The organism is Rhodobacter maris (assembly GCF_900217815.1).
In the GTDB taxonomy this organism is placed as follows: domain Bacteria; phylum Pseudomonadota; class Alphaproteobacteria; order Rhodobacterales; family Rhodobacteraceae; genus Rhodobacter; species Rhodobacter maris.
Genome location: NZ_OBMT01000016.1, coordinates 1 through 17,246, shown reverse-complemented (window position 1 = coordinate 17,246; position 17,246 = coordinate 1). Strand labels below are relative to the sequence as shown.

The window sequence follows — 17,246 nt, the reverse complement described above, 5'->3', positions numbered from 1 at the left end:
AGACGGAAAGCCCGGTTGCTGCCCGGGGGGCTTCGTCCTAGATCTGGGGCGAAGGGGGCTTCGATGATTCACCTGCTGAAACTTTGTGTCGGCGCGGACAGCGTCGAGGATCTGCTGGACTGGCAAAAGGCGCATTACGGGACGGGTCCGGCGCGGCATATCACCCGGATGTGGCCCAAGCGCGCCGAAGAAGTGCTCGATGGCGGATCGCTCTACTGGGTGATCAAAGGGGTGATTCTGGCGCGTCAGAGAATCCTGGATCTTGCGCCTGTGACGGGAGCCGATGGCATTTCGCGCTGCGCATTCGTGCTTGACCGCACGGTGATCCGCACCGAGGCGATGCCCCGCCGCCCGTTTCAGGGCTGGCGCTATTTCCCCGCCGCGGATGCGCCGCGTGACCTGCCCGCCGGGCGGGAGGCAGAGGCCACCCTGCCGCGGGATCTGCAGGCGGCGCTTTCGGAAATCGGCCTGCGTTAACCGTCGCGCCGCAGCCCCTCGAGCCGCCAGGCAGCCAGGCTGAGGGCCGCGGCGAGCATCAGCCAGGCCCAGCCCGGCAGCAGATCGCCGCGGCGGATCCCGGTCACTTCCTCGGCCTGCCGCGGGGTGATGCCGATCCAGCCGCGCCCCGCGGCAGGCTTGCCCTCGCGCACTTGCCGCACTGCCGGAATGCCGCCTTCAAGAGGTGTATCGGCGCCTCCCGAGGCGGCGAGTGCGGCGGCGAGTGGGGCCGCCGAGGCGACCGGATCCTCGAATTCCTTCGGGCTTGCAGGCCCCAGCGCCACAACGCGCTCAAGATCGTCTTGTGCGAGCCGGTAAAGCCCTTCGGAGGGCGCCTGCCATCGCGCCGCAAACCGTCCCGGCTCGACTTCGGATAGGGTGAGTTCCGCGGTGCTGCCATCGGGAAGGGTGATGCTGAGCGGGCCGACCTCATCCTTCATAGTGCGCCGGGTCACGGTGAGCCCCAGCGTGCCGGGTTCGATCTCCACCTGAAGCGCCTCTTCCTCCAGATCCGGTTCCTGCATCGCCCAATGCGCGATGCGGCGCAGCAGTTCCAGTTGCGGCCCGCCGCCCTCATAGCCGCGATCCCAGAGCCAGGCGTGATCCGACCCCAGAAGCGCCACCCGTCCCTTGCCCTCTCGTGCGAGCACCAGCAGCGGCGCGCCCTCGGCCCCCTGCATCACCACCTCGCCGGTCGCGTTCGAAAGCTCGATCTGGCGCAGCCAGCGGCCCCAATGATCCTTGCCAGGATCGCCCGAGACCGGTGGCGCCCCCTCAAGCCCCGCCGTCACCGGATGGCGCAGGCCAAGCGTGGTCGGGCGCGGCAGATAGGGCTCCGAGAGCACGCGACCGGTGGGCCGGGCGGGGAGGATCTCGCCCAGAGGGGTCTGCCAGAGGCTCTGGACAGTCGCGAATTCCGGCCCGGCGGAGACCAGCACCGCCCCGCCGCGCTCCACATAGGCGCGAATATTGGCGAAATAGGAGGCGGGCAGGATGCCGCGCGTGGCATAGCGATCAAAGATGATCAGGTCGAACTCGTCGATCTTGTCGAGGAACAGTTCTTGCGTCGGGAAGGCGATCAGCGAGAGTTCTGTCACCGGCACGCCGTCGTGCTTTTCGGTCGGGCGCAGGATGGTGAAATGCACCAGATCGACGCCCGCGTCGGATTTGAGCAGGTTGCGCCAGGTGCGTTCACCCGCATGCGGTTGGCCCGATACGAGCAGCACCCGCAGCCGGTCGCGCACGCCGTTGATCTGTACCACCGCTGAATTGTTGCGCGTGGTCAGCTCGCCCGGCGTCGGTGCCAGCGTGAATTGCACCACATTCTGCCCGCCGTGGTCGAGCGTGAGCGGCAATTCGAGATCCTGCCCGACCTCGACAGTGTAGCTTTTTTCCGTGCCGCCATCGATGGCGATGGACAGCTGCGCCATCCGGCCGACCGCGGCAGGCACGGCGCCGCTATCCTCGATCTTCAGCCGGATCGCTGTTTCCTCACCGATGATGCCGAAGGCGGGGGCTGTTTCGATGACGAGCCTGCGGTCCCAGTCGGTGCCGTGCCCGGTGCGCAAAAGATGCAACGGCGCCGGGCTGACGGGGAGCGCTTCCGGGTCATGAAGACGCCCGTCCGACACGACGAGCACGCCGGCAACGCGTCCGCGCGGCTCGGCGGCCAGCGCCTCGGTCAATGCCGCGCCAAGTTCGGTGCCGCCGTTTCCCGGCGCGTCGGGGAGCGTGACCCGGCGCAGTTCGGTCTCGGGCAAAGCTTCAATCTCGGCGGTAAGCTTCGCCACCGCCGCATCGGTCTGCGCGGCCCGGTCCGAAAGCGTCTGCGAGGCGGTGCGGTCGTCGACGAGCAGCACGATGTCGGAAAGGGGGTGCTTCTGTTCGCTCTGGAGTGCGGGTTGCGCAAGCGCCGCCAGCAGCACCGCTGCGGCCAGGCCCCGCAATGCCCAGCCCCTCAACCCGCGCCAGAGCGCAAAGGTGACAAGGCCGAACGCCAGAGCCGCCGCCGCAGCCAGAACCGGCCAGGGCAGCAGCGGTGCGAAAGTGAGGCTGCTCCCCGTCATTGGCCGAGCCTTTCCAGCAGCGCGGGCACATGGACCTGATCAGATTTGTAATTGCCGGTGAGCACATACATCACGAGATTCACGCCGAAGCGCCAGGCGATCTCGCGCTGCCGCTCGCCGGCCGAGCCGCGCCCGACCGGGAACATCGGCTGGCCGGTCTGGTCGACAGCCCAGGCCGATGCCCAGTCATTGCCGCCGATCACCACCGGGCTCACCCCGTCGTTGAGGTTGCGAAACGGCATCCCCTCGGCCTGCGCGGCGTCGGGCGGCGCCGCTTCGACCCAGACCGGGCCATCGTAGCGGCCGGGCATGGCCTGCAGCAGATAGAAGGTGCGGGTCAGCACATGATCGGGCGGCAGGGGTTCAAGCGGCGGAATGTCGAGCGGCGCGGCCAGCGCCTGCAGCCGCCGCCCCGCGCCGGTCGCCGAACCGAGCCCGGCGAGGTCGGCATCTCGGGTGTCAAAAAGGATCAAGCCGCCGCTGCGCAGGAATCGGTTGAGCTTTGCGTAGCCTTGCGGCGAGGGCATCGGCGCGGTCTCCGTTACCGGCCAGTAGATCAGCGTGAAAAGCGCGAGCTCATCATGCTCAAGGTCGATCGCCATCGGCGCAGAGGGTTCGACGGTGGTGCGCCGGGTGAGGATCTGGCTCAACCCGTAGAGCCCGCTGCGCGCAATGTCATCGACCTGCGCATCGCCCGAGGGCATATAGGCAAGCACCACATTCTCCGCCGCAGCCAGAGCCCGGTCTATGTCCATCGCGCCTTCTTCGGCGCGCAGATCCATTGGCGCCACAGCCAGTGTGAGCGCGACGAGCGCCAGCGCCCGCGCCCCCCGGAGCCGACCCGACAGGGCGAGTGTGGCGAGAAGGTCCAGCAGCAAAGCGGCCAGCGCAGCCGCCAGCAGCGGGCCTGCAAGCGACGTTTCGCGCGGGGTGGCTTCGTCTTCCAGCCTCACCCCGGCGGGCCAGACGGCGGGGGCAAGCTGGCGGCCCGGCGGCAGCGCGTTCAGCGCCAGCAGCCGATCCTCGCTGCGATAGAGCCCGGGCGGCAGGCCGGGGCCGGGCGGGCCCTCTGCCAACGCGGCCCCGGGCACGCCCGCAGCCGCCTCGGCGGGGGTCAGCGCGCCAAAGCCGTCGAGCCGCTTCAGCGGTGTGAAGATCTGCCCTGCCAGATCCTCGGCGGCGGGCGCCGCGGGGCGGGAAAGCACCGAAAGCCGCTCGAGCATTTGCGGAAAGAGGCCCGAAAGCGGCAGGTTCGACCACTCGGCATTCGCTGTGATATGGAAGAGCACGATCTGACCCTGACCAAAAGCGGCGCGCGTGACCAGCGGTGTGCCGTCGGCGAGAGCGGCGATCGTATGGCGGGCGAGGTCTGGGCCGGGCTCGGCCATCACCTGTTCGCGCACCGTCACTTCCTCGGGCACGGCGAGGCCCGCGAAGGGCGAGCTCTCCGGGAAAGCCGCGATCCGGCGCGGCTCGCCCCAGCTCATCGTGCCGCCCACCGCGCGCCCGCCCTGCCGCAGCGGCACCGGCAAAAGCGGATCGCCTGCGGTTTCGGCAACGGCAAGGCGCGGCCCGGCAAAGCGGATCAGCAAGCCGCCTTCGTCGACCCATTTGGAGAGCGCATCAGCCTCGGCTACCGCGCCGATATCGGCGAGGATGATCACGTCTGGCCTGACGGCCAGCGCATCCGAAAGCGTCGCCTCGATCAGATCGGTGCTCGGCGCGAGGGCCTGGTGCAGGTAATGGGTGGGAGCGAGGAGTTCGAGCCCCTCGCGCGCGGTGGAGGGCGAGATCAGCGCCACCTTGCGGCGCTTTTGCGCATCGTCGGTGAGGCTGACGGCGCCCGCCGAGCGCAGCCCGGCAAGCTCGAAACGGGTGATGCGGTTGCGCAGTTCCGGGGGCAGATCGAAGCGGATCTGGGCCGAGGTCGAGGCCTCGAGGCTGACGACCTCGCGCGCAAGCTCCCGCTCGCGCCCCGCCGGGTCGAGCCCGAACGCGACCGCGTCGAGGGTGCGGGAAACGGGGATCGAGGCTTGCACCGGGAGCACGAGCCCGGTGCCGTCGACCGCCGCCGTGCCAAGGGCGATCACCGGGGCGGCGGGTTGCCAAACGTTCACGGGGCCGCGGTCGGTCACCGCATGTTGCAGCGCGGCGCGGCTCGCCCGGTCGAGGCCATCGGAGAGCCAGAGTGTTTCAAACCGCCCGGCGGGCAGGATTTGCGCGGCCACGAGATCAACTGCCGGTTCCCACGGCTCCGGTTTGACCCCGGGAAGGGTGGCGCGGATGTCCTCTGCGCGGGAAAACGGCGGCGGCGCGGGGGGCGGATCGGAGAGATTGATCAGCGCCACCGGGCGGCCTGCCGCCTCGGCCGCGCTCAAGGCGCGGGTGATCCGTTCGATCCGGCGCGGCCAGCCCGGCGCCGAGGCCCAGCTTCCATCCTCAAGGATCACGAGCGGGCCATTTTGCGCCGCGGAGATCGGCTCAGGGTTCAGCACCGGCCCCGCGAAGCCGATGATTGCCGCGGCAAGCGCGAGCATGCGCAGCAGCAAAAGCCACCAGGGCGTGCGCTCGGCTTGGCTCGCCTCGTCTTTCAGCCCGAGCAGCAGCACAACACCGGGAAAGCGGCGGCGCACCGGCGCAGGTGGAACCGCCCGGAGCAGGAGCCACAACAGCGGCAAGGCGAGAAGCGCAAGCAAAAGCCATGGCGCCGTAAAGCCGATGGGGCCGAAACCTGTCATCGCCAGCCCCCCGAGAGCGCGCCATGCAGCCACAAAAGCGCCCCCTGCGCAGGGGCGCCTGTGTGATGGGTCGAAAACGCCCAGCCCGCCTTGCCCGCCAGCCGTGCAAGCCGGTCGCGCCGCTCGGCGAGCCGGTCGCGGTACCGCGCCCTCAGCCCTGCCGCCTCGCGCGTCTCGAACCGGAGTGCGCCTGCCATCGAGGTGAAGATCGTGCGCCCGTCGAAGGGGAAATCCTCCTCCGCGGGGTCGAGTACCTGCAAGAGCGCGCCGCGGATGCCGCGCTCGGCCGCGCCAAGAAGTGCGGTTTCGAGCGCAGTGATTTCTCCCAGAAAATCGGAGAGCAGAACCGCTTCGGCCTGCGGGTTCACGGCGGAAAGATCGGGGGTGCCGTAATCCGCCGCTTCGGCCTCGGCGCCAAGCGCCTCGGCCAGGGTCAGAAGCTGCGCCCGCCCGGGGCGTGGCGGCACCAGCGCGGTTGCCAGCCCCACGCGCTCGCCCGCGCGCAGCGCCGAAATGGCCAGCGCAAGGGCCAGAAGCCGGGCGCGATCGCGTTTTTCGGGCCGGGCCGCGCGCCCGGAGGCGGCGCCGGTAAAGCGCATCGCGGCGGAGGGATCGACCCAGAGATGGAGCGATTGCGCGTTTTGCATTTCACGATCACGCACGAATTGCGTGTCGGAGCGCGCGGAGCGGCGCCAGTCGACAAAGCGGGCGGCATCGCCGGAATGGGCGGGGCGATACTGCCAGAATTCCTCGCCCGCCCCGGCGCGGCGCCGACCGTGGCTGCCCATCTGCACCGTGCTTGCCAGATGTTCGGCAGCAATCAACAGCGCCGGAAGCGCCGCCGCTTCCGCTTCGGCGGCGCGGCGCATTTCGCGCGCCGCCGCGTCCTGCAAGGGCTCGCTCACGCAGCCTGCTCGGCCGCCTCGCCGAGCACCTCGGTCACGACCCGGGCGATGATTTCCGAGAGGGTTTCGCCGCGGGCGCGGGCGGCGAAGGTGAGCGCCATGCGGTGCGAGAGCACCGGGCGCGCGAGGGCCGCGACATCGGCCACTGAGGGCGCAAGGCGACCGTTCAGCAGCGCGCGGGCGCGCACCGTGAGCATCAGCGCTTGCGCCGCACGCGGCCCCGGCCCCCAGGCGAGGCTCTCGCGGGCGATGGCGCGGGCCTCCGGCTCGCCCGGGCGACAGGCGCGCACAAGATCAAGGATCGCCTCGATCACCCCATCGCCCACCGGCATCCGCCGCACCAGAGCCTGCGCGGCGATCAACTCTTCGGCGGAAAACACCCGCAGCGCGGCGGCACTCTCGACCCCGGTCGTGGCCAGCAGGATATCGCGCTCGGTGGCGCGGGTCGGGTAATCGACATCGACCTGCACGAGGAAGCGGTCAAGCTGCGCCTCGGGCAGCGGATAGGTGCCCTCTTGCTCGATCGGGTTTTGCGTCGCCAGCACGTGGAACGGGGGGCCGAGCGGGCGGTGCTGGCCTGCCACCGTCACCTCGCGCTCCTGCATCGCCTGCAACAGCGCAGATTGCGTGCGCGGGCTCGCGCGGTTGATCTCATCGGCCATCAGAAGCTGGCAAAAGATCGGCCCCTCAAGGAAGCGGAAGGCGCGCGTGCCATCGGCGGCGGTTTCCAGCACCTCGGAGCCCAGAATATCGGCGGGCATCAGATCGGGCGTGAACTGGATGCGCGCCGGGGCAAGGCCCATCACCGTGGCGAGCGTGTCGACCAGCATCGTCTTGCCCAGCCCCGGCAGGCCGACCAGCAGCGCATGCCCGCCCGAGAGCATCGCCGCGAGCGTCAGCTCCACCACCCGCTCCTGGCCGATGAACCGGCGGTTCACCGAGGCGCGCGCTTCGCCAAGCTTCGCGCCGAGCCGGTCGATTTCACTGACGAGGGTTTCGGTCTCACTCATGACAGGGCTCCGGTTGCGGGGTAGGATCACCTCAACATGTAACCGCAGCCAAACCAACCGCAAAGAGCCGATGACCGAACCGGAGACGAGACACACAAGCGTGAAGCCCGCCGTGAGCACCGAGGGATTGGCCGCCGCGGCAAAAAAGGCGGGGGCCAAGGGGCCGCCGCCCGTGCATCTGTGGAACCCGCCCTTTTGCGGCGATCTCGACATCGAGATCCGCGCCGATGGCACATGGTTTTACCTTGGCACCCCGATCGGGCGAGAGGCGCTGGTGCGGCTCTTCGCTTCGATCCTGAAGGTGGAGGAGGGGAAGTATTTTCTTGTAACGCCGGTCGAAAAGGTGGGGATCCGGGTGGCGGATGCGCCCTTTATCGCGGTGGATTGTACGGCCTCGGAGGGCGATCTCACCTTCCTCACGAATGTCGGAGATCGTGTCACCGCAGGGCCCGAGCATCCGATCCGGGTGCAATTTGCCGCCGATGGCGAGCCCCGGCCCTATGTGCATGTGCGCCGCGGGCTTGAGGCACGGATCGACCGCAAGACGTTTTACCGGCTCGTCGATCTGGCGCAGCCGGGGCCCCATGAGGGGGCAGAGTGGCTCGGGCTGAGCTCGCAGGGCATGTTCTTTCCGATCACGCCGATGGCGGATCTCTGAATGCGGCTGGCGGCGGATCTGTCTACGCTGTTTCTCGAACTTCCCGAGCCCGCGCGGTTTTCGGCGGCGCAGGCGGCGGGGTTTTCGGGGGTGTCGCTGCCGTCCCCTTATGAGGGGCCGGTGCAAGAGCTGCGCGACCGGCTGGTGATGAACGGGCTCGCCTTCGCCGCGATGGAGGCGCCGCCACCCAATTACACAGGCGCCGCACCCGGCTATGCGGCCACGCCGGGCGGGGCAGATCGGTTCGCACGCGATTTCAAGCGCATGGCGCGTTACGCCGATGTGCTCAAACCCGCTGTGGTCGAGATCCGTGCCGGGCCGAAGGGGGATCTGGCGCCGCTGGTCGCCAATTTGCGCCATGCCTGCGCTGCGGCGCCAAAGCGGAGTTTTGCGATTGCGCCTTACGCCGCGGGCGACTTTTTGACCGGCTATGATCAGGTGGCCGAGGTCTTGGCGGCTGTCAATGCGCCCAATCTCGGCCTTGTGCTCGACACCTGTGAAGCGGTGGCGCTGGGCGCAGCACCTTTGGCGCTTTGGGAGCGGTTCGCGCCGCAGATCCGGTTGATCCGCCTTGCCGCAGCGCCGGACCGGGGCATGCCGGGCGCTGACGGGCTCGATCTCAAAGGCTTTTTCAAGCGGCTGTCAAAAGACAAGTTCAAGGGCTGGGTCAGCGCCGATTTCGTGCCGAAACTGACCACGTCGGCGGAGCTTGGCTGGATCGTGCTGGCCGGAAAATAAGTATTTCGGTATTTATCGAAATTTTGGAAAATCAGGAAATCATTCGCGCCAGATCGGCAATGTTGCGCGCGCCCATTTTGGCGAGCACGCGCGAGCGATGCACCTCGACCGTGCGCATCGCGATCCCGAGACTGTCGGCAATCTGCTTGTTCATCAGCCCTTCCAGCATCAGTGCCATCACCTCTGCCTCGCGTGCGGAAAGGCTCGCCCGCCGCGCCGCCACTGCGTCGCGCACCTGCGCCTCGGCAAGCCGTCCGGCATGGGCCGCCATGGCGGAGAGCGCAATGTCGACGATATGATTGTCGTTGAAGGGTTTTTCGACAAAGTCGAATGCGCCCGATTTCAGCGATTGCACGGCAAGCGGCACATCGGCATGGCCGGTCAAAAAGATCACCGGCGGCACCAGCGGTTGCCCGGGAAGCGCCTGCAAGGCATCGAGAAGCTGCGGGCCGGACATCCCCTCCATCCGCACATCGAGGATCAGACAGCCGCAATCGGCGAGCGGCCAGGCGGCCAGCATCGCCTCTCCCGAGGGCCAGACCCGTGCCGCAATGCCGCGTGAGGCAAAGAGAAAGGCAAGGCTGTCGCGCAGGCTTTCCTCGTCATCGACGATATGCACCGTAGCGCTCATGGCAGGCCTCCTTCAGGATGGATGGGCAAGGTGAAGGAGAAGATCGTGCCGCCGCCGGGGCGGGGGCGGTGCACGAGCCGGCCGTGATGCAATTCGACGATCGAGCGGCAGATGTTGAGCCCCATCCCCATGCCCTCCGATTTGGTCGAGGTGAAAGGATCAAAGAGGCTCGCCGCCACCGCATCCGAGATGCCCGGGCCGCGGTCCATCACCTCCAGCGTCACAACACTGTCGACGCGGGCCATCCGCACGGTGAGGTCATTGCCCGCCCGCGGCCCCTCGGCCATCGCCTCGATGCCGTTGCGGATGAGGTTCACGAGCACCTGCTCGATCAGAATCCGGTCCGCGCTCACCGGAGGAATTCGTCCTTCCAGTAGGCTCGCGAGCTTCACCCGGTTCTCGCGCGCCTGCGCCGCCATCAGCGCCATCGCCTCGGTGAGCACTTCGGGCAGATCGAGCGGGCCAAGCTGGGGGGTGCGCTTTTTCACGAAATCCTGCACCCGACGGATGATCAGCCCGGCGCGGCGCGCCTGCGCGGCCATCTTTTCAAACGCCTGCCGCAGCATCCCCATGTCCGGCTCGGGCTGGTCAAAAAGATTGAGCCCGCCCGCGGCATAGGAGGCAATTGCGGCCAAGGGCTGGTTCAACTCATGCGCCAAGGTCGAGGCCATCTCGCCCAGTGTCACCAGCCGCCCGGTGCGGGCGAGGCTCTCGTCTTGCGCGCGCGCGCGCCGGGCCGCGCCCTTCGCCTCGGTGATGTCGATCGTCGAGCCCATCCAGCCGCGATGCTGGCCGGAGGCGTCGATCAGCGGCGCCTCGAACACCTGCACCTCGATCTCGGTGCCATCCGCGCGGCGGAACCGGGTCTCGAACGCCTGCGGCACCGCGGGGCCTTCGGCCAGCTGGCGCTGCCGGGCAAGCGTTTCCTCGAGCGTGTCGGGCGCCCAATAGGGCATCGGCGTGCCGCGCCCGACAAGATCTTCCGCGCTCAACCCCACGAGTTTGCAAAAGGCCGCGTTGACGTAAAGGATCCGCCCGCGCAGATCCTTCGCCCGCATTCCGACGGTGAGGCTTTCCTCCATCGCGCGGCGAAACGCCATTTCGGCATTGAGCCGGTCTTCCGCCTTGCGCCGCCGTGTGGCGTTGCGGTGGAGGGCCGCGAGCGCAAGGATCGCAAAGACCGAGAGCGCGGCAATCGCTGCCAGAAGCGCGGTCGCGCCAAAGATCGGCGGCGCGTCATAGGCCATGATTTCGAGCGTGGTGCCCGCCAGCGGCGGGTCGAAGCTGATGCCATGGCGCGGCGCGCGCTCCGCCACCGGGCGGCGGGCGCGCTCGACAAGCACGCCAGAGGCATCGGTGATGCGCACGCCATATTGCTCGGCGATCCACCACGGGATGTGGCGCTCGAACATGATCGGCAGCGAGAGCGTGGCGACGACAACGCCGCCCTCGGCCGAGATCCGCTGTGCCATCGCAACCACGCCCCCCGTCACCGGGCCGTAGACGGGCCGTGCCGTCACGGCGCCCGAGGCAAGGAGTTGCCGTGCCAGCGCCTGCTCGCCCGCGCCGGGGCTGTCGGGTATGGCCGAAACCATCCGGCCTTCGGCATCGAACCAGCGAATGCCCAGCGTCTCGGGATTGGTGGCCACATGAAGCCGCGCACGCGCCGCCAGTACTTCTGGGACGGCCCCGGCGGCCGCGTCGAGCGCGAGCCGGACCAGTTGATCTTCATCGACCGACATCTGGAAATGCAGCGTCTGCTCGACCCAGAGCGCATCGGTGGCAAGCTTCGCGCGGGCCCGCGTTGCATCGGCCTGCGCGACGAAGAACACGAGCGTGCCGACAAGGCCGACAAGCGCGACAATGGCCACGAGCGGGATCAGCGCCAGCACATCGACCCGGCGTGGCCCGAGCATCTCGGCCACGCTCCAGCTTTCCGGCCCTTCGGCCGCATCAGTTGTGATCTTTCGCGCCATGCCCGCTTCATAGCATGGCGCAGCATTGCGGAAAGCCGCAATAGCGCCACGCAAGATTATTGCGCAATAAGGCTCGGTCCGCCGAGGAGAGCGGATTTCGGAGGAGAATCACATGCTGACCCGTCGTTTTCTCGGCGCCCTTGCTGGCGCCACCGCCCTGAGCCTTGCGCTCGCCGTTCCGGCCATGGCCGAGCCGATCGTGATCAAGTTCAGCCACGTTGTTGCCCCCGATACGCCCAAGGGCAAGGGTGCGGCGAAATTCGAGGAGCTGGCCGAGCTTTACACCAATGGCGCGGTGGATGTGGAAGTCTACCCCAACAGCCAGCTTTACAAGGACAAGGAAGAGCTTGAGGCGCTGCAACTGGGCGCGGTGCAGATGCTTGCGCCCTCGCTCGCCAAATTCGGCCCGCTCGGCGTGCAGGATTTCGAAGTGTTCGACCTGCCCTACATCTTCCCGAGCTATGATGCGCTTCACAAGGTGACCGAGGGCGAGGTGGGCAAGATGCTCATGGCCAAGCTTGAGCCGAAGGGCATCACCGGGCTCGCCTTCTGGGACAACGGTTTCAAGATCATGTCGGCCAACAGCCCGCTGCTGGTGCCCGATGATTTCCTTGGCCTGAAAATGCGCATCCAGTCCTCGAAAGTGCTCGAGGCCGAGATGAACGCGCTCGGCGCCGTGCCGCAGGTGATGGCCTTCTCCGAGGTCTATCAGGCGCTGCAAACGGGCGTTGTCGACGGCACCGAGAACCCGCCCTCGAACATGTATACCCAGAAGATGAACGAGGTGCAGAAATACGCCACCGTCTCGAACCACGGCTATCTGGGCTATGCGGTGATCGTGAACAAGCAGTTCTGGGACGGGCTGCCCGCCGATGTGCGCGAAGGGCTCGAAAAGGCGATGGCGGAGGCCACGGTTTACGCCAACGGTATCGCCAAGGAAGAGAATGACAAGGCGCTTGAGGCCATGAAGGCCGCCGGCACCACCGAGTTCCACGAGATGACCGAGGAAGAACGCGCCGCCTGGATGGAAGCGCTGGCCCCGGTGCATGAGGAAATGGCGGGCCGGATCGGCGCCGAAACCATCGCCGCGGTGAAGGCCGCGACGGCAGAATAACGTTCCGGGGCGGCCCGCGCGGCCGCCCCTTCCTTTCATCCTGCCAGACGGGGGCCGCCATGCTGCGCATCCTCGACCGGGCCGAAGAAGTTCTGATCGCCACGCTCATCGCAACGGCGACGGTGCTGATCTTCGCCTCGGTCACACATCGTTTCGCCCTGGGGTTCGTGGCCGATTTTGTCGGCTTCTTTCGGGGCCACGGCATGCCAGGCGCTGCTGCCGCGGCGAAAAACGCCTATCTCTCGCTGCGATCGATCAACCTTGTCTGGGCGCAGGAGCTGACGATCATCCTCTTCGTCTGGATGGCAAAATTCGGCGCGGCCTACGGGGTGCGGACCGGTATTCACGTTGGCATCGACGTTCTGATCAACCGGCTCGAGGCCCCGAAACGGAAGTTTTTCATCCTGTTCGGGCTCGGCGCGGGGGCGCTGTTCACCGGCATTATCGCGGTGCTGGGCACGAATTTCGTGCATCACATGTATAACGCCTCCTCGATCTCGCCGGATCTCGAACTGCCGATGTGGCTGGTTTACCTCGCGATCCCGATGGGCTCTTCGCTGATGTGTTTCCGCTTTCTACAGGTGGCGGTGAGTTTCGCCCGCACCGGCGAGTTGCCGCATCACGACCACGGCCATGTCGACGGCGTCGATACCGAGGACGAGGGGATCGACACGCTTGGTGACGTGTTCCTGCATTCGCCGCTGACGCCCCGCGACCTTGTCGAAAAAGAAAAGGACAAGTGAGATGAGCGCTCTGATTATTTTCGGGCTGCTTGTCGCCCTGATGCTCACCGGCATGCCGATCTCGATCTCGCTCGGCCTGACGGTGCTGACCTTCCTCTTCACCATGACCGAGGTGCCGATCGACACGGTGGCGCTGAAGCTCTTCACCGGCATCGAGAAATTCGAGATCATGGCGATCCCGTTCTTCATCCTGGCGGGGAACTTCCTCACCCATGGCGGGGTGGCGAAGCGGATGATCAATTTCGCCACCGCGATGGTGGGGCACTGGCATGGCGGGCTCGGGCTCGCGGGCGTGATCGCCTGTGCGCTGTTCGCCGCTGTCTCGGGCTCTTCGCCGGCAACGGTGGTGGCAATCGGTTCGGTGATCCTGCCCGCGATGGTGGCGCAGGGCTTTCCCAAACGCTTCGGCGCGGGCGTCATCACCACCTCGGGGGCGCTTGGCATTCTGATCCCGCCCTCGATCGTGATGGTGATGTATGCGGTTGCCACTTCCGGCATGCTGGTCGAGGGGCCGAATGGGGAGGTGGTCGACGCCGCCTCGGTGGGCGAACTCTTCATCGCCGGCGTGGTGCCGGGGATGATGCTCGCCGCCTTCCTCGCCTTCACCACCTGGTATCGGGCGCGCAAGAACAACTATCCGCGCCTGCCAAAGGCGAGCTTCCGCGCACGCTGGACAGCGTTCCGCGAGGCGATCTGGGGGCTTTTGCTGATCATCGTGGTGATCGGCGGCATCTATGCGGGCATCTTCACGCCGACCGAGGCGGCGGCGATGTCGGCGGTCTATGCCTTCGTGATCTCGGTCTTCGTCTACAAGGATCTCACCTTGCGCGACGTGCCAAGGGTTCTGCTCGCTTCAGCCAACATGTCTGCGATGTTGCTTTACATCATCACCAACGCGGTCCTGTTCTCCTTCCTGATGACGCATGAGGGCATTCCGCAGGCGCTCGGCACCTGGATGGTGGATGCGGGGCTGAGCTGGTGGATGTTCCTGATCATCGTCAACGTGCTCTTGCTCGCGGCCGGGAACTTCATGGAGCCCTCGTCGATTGTCCTGATCATGGCGCCGATCCTGTTTCCGGTGGCGGTGCGGCTCGGCATCGATCCGGTGCATTTCGGCATCATGATCGTGGTCAATATGGAGGTGGGGATGTGCCACCCGCCGGTGGGGCTGAACCTCTATGTGGCGAGCGGCATCACCAAGATGGGGATCACCGAGCTCACCGTGGCGGTCTGGCCCTGGCTCATGACGATGCTGATCTTCCTCGTGCTGATCACCTATGTGCCCGCAATCACCCTGACCCTGCCGCATCTGCTCGGCATGTGAGCCGGACACAGGATCAAAAGCCGCGCCCGGGGCGTTCGGGCGCGGCTTTCGCGTCATGCAGGCGAAAGGTTCTGTGGCCGCGCCCGACCCCCCGGAGCGGCGCCCCGGGGCAGAGAGGCGATGCGCCGATTTGTGCAGCAGCGCCGTTGGTGTATAGGGAACCGTGCTGCTTCGACGAGGCTATCCGATGACGGCGGCGGTGCTGCGCGCCTTGCCCGCAGGCCTGCTCCTGCTGCTCGTGACTCGCCAGCTGCCGCACGGGGTGTGGCTGGTCCGCTCCGTCGTGCTCGGCGCGCTCAACTTATCGATTTTCTGGTGGCTGCTGTTTGTCGCCGCCTATCGGCTGCCCGGCGGTGTCGCCGCGACGGTTGGCGCCATTCAGCCGCTGATCGTGCTTTACCTGTCGAAGTGGCTGCTGGGACAGAGCACCCCGCCGGCTGCGGTGATCGCCGGGATCACGGGCCTTCTTGGCGTGGCGTTTCTGGTCCTGACACCTGGCGCTGCGCTGGATGGTGTGGGGGTTCTCGCCGCACTTGGCGGCGCGATCTCGATGGCCTTCGGCAGCGTGTTGACCAGGAAATGGCAGCCGCCGGTCCCTGCGCTCAGCTTCACATCCTGGCAGCTGACCGCCGGTGGCGTGCTGCTGCTGCCCGTGGCGCTTGTTGCGGAACCTGCGTTGCCGTCGCTTGATCTGAAAGCGGTGCTCGGTTTCCTCTATCTGAGCCTGATTGGCGGGGCTTTCACATACTTCTTCTGGTTCCGCGGCATTGCCCGGCTTGGCCCTGCGGCCATAGCGCCACTGGGGTTCCTCAGCCCCATCGCCGCGACACTGCTCGGGCTGATCCTTCTCGACGAAAAGCTGAGCCTCCTTCAGAGCAGCGGCATGGCGCTGGTCTTGATCAGCGTCTGGCTTGGACAGCGTGCGCTCCGCAATAGCGCCCCGGATGCCTTCGGCGTCCATGCCTGGGAACAGCCCAGGGCGGTAGCGCGATGCCGGATGTGCCGGAGGCCCGAAGCAAAGCCTCGGGCCGTCTCGCTAAAACGGACAGTGCCGGATCTTGCGGCACCGATCGAAGTGGGCTCCAAGCCAGCTCTGTTGTGCAAATCGGCTGATGGCCGAGGTTTCCCTTTTCCCGGACCGACTTAATCCCACGGCCTCTGTCACAGGTATGGGAAGCATGTCGTGCCTCTTCGACGTTTGCGCGCGCAGGGGCCGCGGCCTCACTGGCGCATCTGCCCGATGGCGAACGGGTCTATGTCTCGATCGACATTGACGCTTTTGCCCCCTCGATCGCCCTAGGAACCGCGACGATCAGCCATGGCGGCTTGAGCTATTACGAAGGCAAGGACATACTGCGCGAGATCGCATCCCGGATCGAAGTCGTTGGTGCCGACTTTGTCGAGGTCTCCCCGCCCTACGATCCTTCCGGCATCACATCTCTGCTTGCTGCCAGACTGACACTTGATTTCATCGGAGCGATATACAGTCAGCGACATGTGCGGAACCAAGCCAACTAACTGCAACCCGTTAGCGCGAGGCGAACAAGGGCGCAGTTGCACCCGAAGAGAAAACATCTTATTAAAGTAACTCCTTGAAGAAATGAACATATTTCCATGCTTCCAAGCATAATGGCTCACTTCTAAGCAGCGTTGGCTTCTTGAAGCTGACTTCACAGCACTTACGGATTTTACGGTGAACAGTATGACCAATGAAAATGACGCGGGGATTCAGCTCCCTCAAGGTGAAAGAGGACAATCCCAAAGTTGGCTGAGAACGCTCACGGAGTGGAAGACGCAGCTTGCTGCTCTCGTTGCGGCGCCCTTTTTGGGAATTGGCTTCGTTTTCGACTTTCTCCTTCGCGCCAAAGACTTTCCTGAGCTAGCGAGCGCCATGTGGGGCGTTTTTGGCTTCTTCGTTGGAACATTCTTTTTCTTCTTTAGCCTCATGTGTGCAGCCATGACTGCATCAGGCCTCGGAGCTTACGAGAGAGACCTGCGAGCATCTGGCTGGCGGCGTCAAGTTAGAGTCTGGATATCAAGATTCTTTGTTGTATGCGCATGTTTTTCTTTGATTTTCTTGGGGATATGGTTCCTATCAACCTCAACGGATAGCTTCGGAAGCTTCGTTTCCCCGTACGTTGCCTGGCTTAAAGCACATACACTCTAGAACTGGGTTCGAGGACTGCATGCCAAAAGGCATTCTCCCACCAACATGTTGATCAGCCGACAGGAAGAACTATCGGCTGATCAATTTTACCAAACACGCCTAGTGTAAAGAGTATGGGTGTCGCCAAGTCTACAACCCCTTGAAAAGGCGCCTGGAGCGAATGGGGCCCAAGCCATGTCAAAAGGGCAAAATGTAAAGAGTGCGCCTTTCGGAGCTGTGGATGCTCATGAAAGGCGCAGGGACTATCTCAGTCCACCGGACATGGACCGCCTGCTGGCCGGTGCCAAGAAGGGGCGGCACGGTGCACGCGACTATCTCGTGCTGCTAATGATGTATCGGCATGGGCTGCGTGTTTCCGAGGCTACGGCACTGTGCCGCAAGGATCTTGACCTGGAACAGTCCCGGCTTTGGGTCGCGCGCCTGAAGAACGGGTTGAGCTTCGAGCAGCCGATAGGCGGAGATGACCCGCAGAAAGAAACGCGAGTTCCAGCCGATCTGCGGAGGACTGGACCGCCTGAAATGGCTCCCCGAGTTCTTCACCGGCCCTGGCAATCGCGATGTAACGAGCATGAAAGCGATCTAGCAGGTCGCTGAAATAGTCGGCCTCGACCTTGGATGCAGAACATGATTCACCCCTTCTCACGGCGAGAGGGGATCATGATGCGGGGCACGGACGAG

Annotated in this window: 15 protein-coding genes; 9 read left to right on the top strand and 6 right to left on the bottom strand. The window is 65.8% G+C overall.

The window, feature by feature from the left end:
- Positions 1-63 precede the first annotated feature (63 nt).
- Entirely contained in the window at positions 64-477 is a 414-nt protein-coding gene (locus CRO22_RS15980) for a DUF1489 family protein (protein WP_097071162.1), read from the top strand.
- On the opposite strand, the gene CRO22_RS15975 is transcribed toward CRO22_RS15980, so the two are convergent.
- The 4 genes from CRO22_RS15975 to CRO22_RS15960 are packed head-to-tail and all read right to left on the bottom strand — an operon-like array spanning position 474 to position 7,217.
- A complete protein-coding gene (locus CRO22_RS15975; RefSeq protein WP_097071161.1) occupies positions 474-2,564 on the bottom strand; it encodes a hypothetical protein in 2,091 nt (696 codons plus the stop codon). The two genes, CRO22_RS15980 and CRO22_RS15975, sit on opposite strands and share 4 nt — an antisense overlap.
- Positions 2,561-5,302 (bottom strand): DUF4159 domain-containing protein, encoded by a 2,742-nt coding sequence (locus CRO22_RS15970; RefSeq protein ID WP_097071209.1) that lies wholly within the window; start codon positions 5,300-5,302, stop codon positions 2,561-2,563. Before CRO22_RS15970 ends, CRO22_RS15975 begins: the two co-directional genes overlap by 4 nt.
- Entirely contained in the window at positions 5,299-6,171 is an 873-nt protein-coding gene (locus tag CRO22_RS15965) for a DUF58 domain-containing protein (RefSeq protein WP_097071208.1), read from the bottom strand. Before CRO22_RS15965 ends, CRO22_RS15970 begins: the two co-directional genes overlap by 4 nt.
- A 32-nt stretch (positions 6,172-6,203) precedes the next feature.
- Positions 6,204-7,217, bottom strand: coding sequence for an AAA family ATPase (locus tag CRO22_RS15960; protein ID WP_097071160.1), 1,014 nt, complete (start codon positions 7,215-7,217; stop codon positions 6,204-6,206).
- A 70-nt stretch (positions 7,218-7,287) separates the two neighbouring features.
- On the opposite strand from CRO22_RS15960, the gene CRO22_RS15955 reads away from it, so the two are divergent.
- Both CRO22_RS15955 and CRO22_RS15950 read left to right on the top strand, forming a co-directional pair.
- Positions 7,288-7,875, top strand: a complete 588-nt coding sequence (locus CRO22_RS15955; RefSeq protein ID WP_097071159.1) for a DUF1285 domain-containing protein — start codon at positions 7,288-7,290, stop codon at positions 7,873-7,875.
- On the top strand, positions 7,876-8,613 hold the full coding sequence (locus tag CRO22_RS15950; protein WP_097071158.1) for a TIM barrel protein: 738 nt from the start codon (positions 7,876-7,878) through the stop codon (positions 8,611-8,613).
- A 31-nt stretch (positions 8,614-8,644) separates the two neighbouring features.
- On the opposite strand, the gene CRO22_RS15945 is transcribed toward CRO22_RS15950, so the two are convergent.
- Both CRO22_RS15945 and CRO22_RS15940 read right to left on the bottom strand, forming a co-directional pair.
- On the bottom strand, positions 8,645-9,244 hold the full coding sequence (locus tag CRO22_RS15945; RefSeq protein WP_097071157.1) for a response regulator transcription factor: 600 nt from the start codon (positions 9,242-9,244) through the stop codon (positions 8,645-8,647).
- Positions 9,241-11,220 (bottom strand): PAS domain S-box protein, encoded by a 1,980-nt coding sequence (locus tag CRO22_RS15940; RefSeq protein ID WP_097071156.1) that lies wholly within the window; start codon positions 11,218-11,220, stop codon positions 9,241-9,243. The genes CRO22_RS15945 and CRO22_RS15940 overlap by 4 nt, the downstream gene beginning before the upstream one ends.
- A 112-nt stretch (positions 11,221-11,332) precedes the next feature.
- On the opposite strand from CRO22_RS15940, the gene CRO22_RS15935 reads away from it, so the two are divergent.
- The 6 genes from CRO22_RS15935 (at position 11,333) to CRO22_RS19440 (ending at position 17,162) form a co-directional block, all read left to right on the top strand.
- Positions 11,333-12,334, top strand: coding sequence for a TRAP transporter substrate-binding protein (locus CRO22_RS15935; protein WP_097071155.1), 1,002 nt, complete (start codon positions 11,333-11,335; stop codon positions 12,332-12,334).
- Positions 12,335-12,393: 59 nt separating this feature from the next.
- Positions 12,394-13,077 (top strand): TRAP transporter small permease, encoded by a 684-nt coding sequence (locus tag CRO22_RS15930; RefSeq protein ID WP_097071154.1) that lies wholly within the window; start codon positions 12,394-12,396, stop codon positions 13,075-13,077.
- A 1-nt stretch (position 13,078) separates the two neighbouring features.
- Positions 13,079-14,401, top strand: a complete 1,323-nt coding sequence (locus tag CRO22_RS15925) for a TRAP transporter large permease (RefSeq protein WP_097071153.1) — start codon at positions 13,079-13,081, stop codon at positions 14,399-14,401.
- Between the two features lie 163 nt (positions 14,402-14,564).
- A complete protein-coding gene (locus tag CRO22_RS15920) occupies positions 14,565-15,548 on the top strand; it encodes a DMT family transporter (protein ID WP_394341502.1) in 984 nt (327 codons plus the stop codon).
- Entirely contained in the window at positions 15,548-15,919 is a 372-nt protein-coding gene (locus CRO22_RS19445; protein WP_097071151.1) for an arginase family protein, read from the top strand. Before CRO22_RS15920 ends, CRO22_RS19445 begins: the two co-directional genes overlap by 1 nt.
- Before the next feature lie 823 nt (positions 15,920-16,742).
- Positions 16,743-17,162 (top strand): tyrosine-type recombinase/integrase, encoded by a 420-nt coding sequence (locus CRO22_RS19440; RefSeq protein ID WP_097071150.1) that lies wholly within the window; start codon positions 16,743-16,745, stop codon positions 17,160-17,162.
- The last annotated feature ends 84 nt before the right edge of the window (positions 17,163-17,246 follow it).

Bases quoted from the DNA above. Each gene is read 5' to 3' on its own strand.
- CRO22_RS15980 (WP_097071162.1), top strand. From the start codon at position 64: ATGATTCACCTGCTGAAACTTTGTGTCGGCGCGGACAGCGTCGAGGAT.
- CRO22_RS15975 (WP_097071161.1), bottom strand. From the start codon at position 2,564: ATGACGGGGAGCAGCCTCACTTTCGCACCGCTGCTGCCCTGGCCGGTT.
- CRO22_RS15970 (WP_097071209.1), bottom strand. From the start codon at position 5,302: ATGACAGGTTTCGGCCCCATCGGCTTTACGGCGCCATGGCTTTTGCTT.
- CRO22_RS15965 (WP_097071208.1), bottom strand. From the start codon at position 6,171: ATGCGCCGCGCCGCCGAAGCGGAAGCGGCGGCGCTTCCGGCGCTGTTG.
- CRO22_RS15960 (WP_097071160.1), bottom strand. From the start codon at position 7,217: ATGAGTGAGACCGAAACCCTCGTCAGTGAAATCGACCGGCTCGGCGCG.
- CRO22_RS15955 (WP_097071159.1), top strand. From the start codon at position 7,288: ATGACCGAACCGGAGACGAGACACACAAGCGTGAAGCCCGCCGTGAGC.
- CRO22_RS15950 (WP_097071158.1), top strand. From the start codon at position 7,876: ATGCGGCTGGCGGCGGATCTGTCTACGCTGTTTCTCGAACTTCCCGAG.
- CRO22_RS15945 (WP_097071157.1), bottom strand. From the start codon at position 9,244: ATGAGCGCTACGGTGCATATCGTCGATGACGAGGAAAGCCTGCGCGAC.
- CRO22_RS15940 (WP_097071156.1), bottom strand. From the start codon at position 11,220: ATGGCGCGAAAGATCACAACTGATGCGGCCGAAGGGCCGGAAAGCTGG.
- CRO22_RS15935 (WP_097071155.1), top strand. From the start codon at position 11,333: ATGCTGACCCGTCGTTTTCTCGGCGCCCTTGCTGGCGCCACCGCCCTG.
- CRO22_RS15930 (WP_097071154.1), top strand. From the start codon at position 12,394: ATGCTGCGCATCCTCGACCGGGCCGAAGAAGTTCTGATCGCCACGCTC.
- CRO22_RS15925 (WP_097071153.1), top strand. From the start codon at position 13,079: ATGAGCGCTCTGATTATTTTCGGGCTGCTTGTCGCCCTGATGCTCACC.
- CRO22_RS19440 (WP_097071150.1), top strand. From the start codon at position 16,743: ATGTCAAAAGGGCAAAATGTAAAGAGTGCGCCTTTCGGAGCTGTGGAT.